This window comes from Pseudoalteromonas sp. Z9A5 (assembly GCF_011378875.1).
GTDB lineage: Bacteria > Pseudomonadota > Gammaproteobacteria > Enterobacterales > Alteromonadaceae > Pseudoalteromonas.
The window spans coordinates 1-3740 of record NZ_WTLC01000083.1; the positions used below are offsets into that span (position 1 = coordinate 1).

Genomic DNA, 3740 nt, shown 5'->3' on the forward strand with positions numbered 1-3740 from the left:
AAAAAAAAATAAGAAGAGAAGAAAACTCCACTACATAGCTACGATTGAAATAGAAAAAGCCAAACACCAACATATTCACTTTATGACTTTTACAGATAGCAATAGAAATAGACACTCTGGAGTTCGAAGGCTAATAATAAAAGCTTGGAGGCATGCTTTAACAAGTATAGTTATTAAAGATGATGCACCTGTAGAATTAAATGAATTTATAGATGGACTGATTGAGTACAAGAGAGATAAAAAAGATAATTTAGAACACTACCAACACTTAATTGATAAAAGTAATAAAGGCTCAATTGAAGAAGCTATGCTCTGGGCAAGCTACCTTTGTAAGAATAGGGGCGGTACAGCCTTAGATAAGTTTAAAGCCAGTCAATTGGTAAACAAACAACCTCTTGTTCTTAACTAACTGCATCGTATAAAAAGAAAACCCCTCTAAATATAAGATAACTCGCTTACCTACTATTACACACTGCCACAAGCGTTTTTAGTCTAAGTGGCAGCGTTTAAATATTTGTATTCAATTATTGTTATTAAACTCTTTCTTTAATGCAAGAAGAGACAGAACTAGCTGTTTCATCAATCTTTAATTCAGCCTCAGATTTACTCCCATCTGCTTGCTGATAAATACCACCCCAGCGTTTAGCATACTTAGAATACGCCTGCAAATTACTAAATCTTATCGTTAATTTATTTTCATCAGCTTTAATAGACATTGTGGTTTTTAAGGGAAAAGCGCTAATTCCAACAACATATTCGCTATTAAACGCTACAGACAACCGACCAGACTCCTTATCTTGATAATCAAAGAATTGACCATTTGTAGCTGGAGCTGAGATATTTTCTAGCGTGCAATCGACAGCAGCAAAATAAATATCATTCTTACTTGCTGGGATGTTGTATTCAAAAGGCTCTATTTTAACATATTCGTTAGTAACCGATGAGCAACCAGTAGTGATAGCTAATATCGTTGATAGGGCGATAAGTTTTATTTTCATTTCAATGTCCTTATTATTTGTATTAAAGCAATGTAAGGCATTGCTTTGAAAGTTAATTCTACTATTTAAAAGCGCTCCATTCAATAAAATCAGAAACAGTCTAACTTTCCAAAATAACATTAAGGAAAGCTAGTAAGCCTGTAAAAACGTTTGCTACAGCATGAAAACAAGCTTATACTTTCCATAATGGTTGGTTGTTAGTTATTAGGAAAGTAAAGTGAACGAAGTTGAAGCTGTAAAAGATTTATCAAAAGTACCGTTAATTAGTGAATTGCTAGTTAAACATCACGGACAGCATTTTGCAGATATATGGGATTTAGGAATTAACCTGGCTTTAAGGATATCTGATTTACTAGATGTAAAGTTTACAGATGTTGAAGGTACGCACTTAAAGCTAGTTGAACAAAAAACAAAGAAGAAACACACAATAAAACTAAATGAGAAAGCCAAATCAATTATAGAACGTAGGCACCTAGAGAGCCCTGAGAGCGTTTATTTATTCCAGGCTACTGCTCGCAACGTAAAGACTATAAAGCCACTTACAAGGCAGGCTGTAGGGCAAGCATTTAAAGCTATTGGTGAGATAGTCGGGATTGATTTAAGCACTCACTCAATGAGAAAGACTAGAGGCTACCATGTTTATAAAAAAACAAATGATATAGCTCAAGTTATGAAGATGCTAAACCATAGCAGCCCTAAAGTAACTTTACGGTACATAGGTATAGACCAAGAAGAACAGGACACGCTATCAGATGAAATTATTTTATAGGGGGTACCCCCTGTTTAAACAGCCTACTCTCACCTCACATACTCAACTGAATATTTTATAGCTACCTATAGACATAGAGTTGAATTGACAGCTCATTAGAGTTTACTTTTAAGCCTTGCCAAAATCTCACTACTTTTAGACTTAACTGGGGTTAACTCTACGCTATCAATTGCTGCCGGTTTATATTCAAGCCTATTATTTAAGTTTTCAACAGTATGATTTAGCCGGTTAACTTCACTCTCTAAATTCTCAATTTTCTTGAGCAGTAAATCCATCTTTTCAGAGCTGGATACAGTTGTACACTCTTCATGTATACCACCTTCTTTCTCTACACTCTCAGGTGGCTTTACATCACTACCATACACACGAATCAATTCCGTTAAATCAATACCTCTATTACCCTTTGTATCCCTTGTGGTAGATAGCTTTCCTTGGTTTATATGTTTATAGATTGTACGTCTTGTTTTTGAAGCCATTCTAGCAGCTTTACTTATATTGACTACCAAGCTGTACCCCCCCCTAAAAAACACTGGATACAGTGTATACCTATTAAATCAAAAACCAAAAAAAAGCCTCATTCCAAGCACAAAAAAGCCGACTAATTTAGAAGCAGTCTGTTAAATATTTGAATTGTTTTAGTAAGATAAGCTTTGCTGAATAGCGAATGAAGTGATAATTTAGAGTCTGATTTAAAGCCCCTGCTGGAACAAGGGCTCTAAAACTATTGAGTATACTGGAATATACAAAATAGCGAATCAGATTCAAATTAATAATAGCAACACTAAGATCTGATTTCAAACATTCCTCACAATAATTCAATTAATAGAGTTCCCCAGCAAGGCGCATAATCAGGCAGATTGTATTTATTCTGTTTGTGGGTGGGCTAAACAACGTTCCTACATAAAAATAATAACGGCTTGATCACTCTATTAGAAATCAAAAAGAAAATTAAATACTGATAGTTATTACAAGCGCTTTGATGGCAGCGCAAAAATAGGTTTATGGTAGCGTCAAAAAAGCTATGACGGTGGTTTTAAAACCATTAGTTTGATGTTCTATAGCATGGTAAGTATGGCTAGCTTAGAGTGTAATACCCCCTTAATCCCACTCGAAATAGTACCTGACAGATTGTAATAACTAGAAACAAGATGTGAATGTTTTTGATTAGTGGCTACCCCCGCTATCATAGACACCTTATTGCCTGTGCTTTAGTGCAACAGACCAAACCCAACCACTAGAGCCCATCTCAGGCTCCCTAATAGCCCCTGAGAGACCTTAAAGGAAAAGACAGGCAAACGTAAGGGTGCTGACAAAAAACATCGCAGAGCTCACTACAGGCTCACTACAGGCTCACTACAGGCTCCCTAATAGCCCCTGAGAGACTTCAAAGGATGAGGCAAGCAAACGGAAGGGTATTGACAAACAACACCGCAGAGCTCACTACAGACTCCATAAGAGTTAGCACAAATAAAAATAAAGCCACACACGAAAATAACTTGACCTCATTGTTAACCTAAGTTACACTGTAAAATGATGCAAAATCCATGTAATCAACTCCATTGTAATAATCAAGCTCTAAAAACATCATTTAAAAACCTCTACATCCTTTTAAAAATAAGATTTTTTGCAATAGCTCCATATATACCTAAATAAGTATATAATGTTTGGTTAATGTAATATCTATCCCTACCCCCCTAAGGAGACTATTAAGTGAGAAGGAAGTACCATCAGTCAGAATACAAGCTACTACCAGTGAATAACAACATAGACGACAATGGTAAGGGTAATCTTATTGAAAACAGGTTAAGTAAAACCCACTCAGTTATTATGGATGCTTTAGAGCACTGCTATGCGGAAGTAATACAACAACACTTTACAATCACCCTCCCTGTTGATTACTCAAATACATATACAATCGAGCAATTATATAAGAGATTTAAAGATCAACTAGATAGGGATTGGAGAAAAAAAAA

General features: G+C 35.5%; 5 protein-coding genes. 3 read left to right on the top strand and 2 right to left on the bottom strand.

The window, feature by feature from the left end; all coding sequences use genetic code 11:
* Positions 1–409: hypothetical protein (locus GQR56_RS20965; RefSeq protein ID WP_166115288.1), on the top strand; the 409-nt coding region annotated here is incomplete at its 5' end.
* A gap of 124 nt (positions 410–533) precedes the next feature.
* Here the strand turns inward: GQR56_RS20965 and GQR56_RS20970 are convergent.
* Entirely contained in the window at positions 534–998 is a 465-nt protein-coding gene (locus GQR56_RS20970) for a hypothetical protein (protein ID WP_166115290.1), read from the bottom strand.
* Positions 999–1215: 217 nt separating this feature from the next.
* Here GQR56_RS20970 and GQR56_RS20975 point away from each other — a divergent pair, with 217 nt between their 5' ends.
* A complete protein-coding gene (locus GQR56_RS20975; protein ID WP_166115292.1) occupies positions 1216–1767 on the top strand; it encodes a tyrosine-type recombinase/integrase in 552 nt (183 codons plus the stop codon).
* Between the two features lie 95 nt (positions 1768–1862).
* Here GQR56_RS20975 and GQR56_RS20980 read toward each other — a convergent pair whose 3' ends face one another.
* Positions 1863–2243, bottom strand: a complete 381-nt coding sequence (locus tag GQR56_RS20980) for a hypothetical protein (RefSeq protein WP_166115294.1) — start codon at positions 2241–2243, stop codon at positions 1863–1865.
* Positions 2244–3477: 1234 nt separating this feature from the next.
* On the opposite strand from GQR56_RS20980, the gene GQR56_RS20985 reads away from it, so the two are divergent.
* Positions 3478–3740: hypothetical protein (locus GQR56_RS20985; RefSeq protein WP_166115296.1), on the top strand; the 263-nt coding region annotated here is incomplete at its 3' end.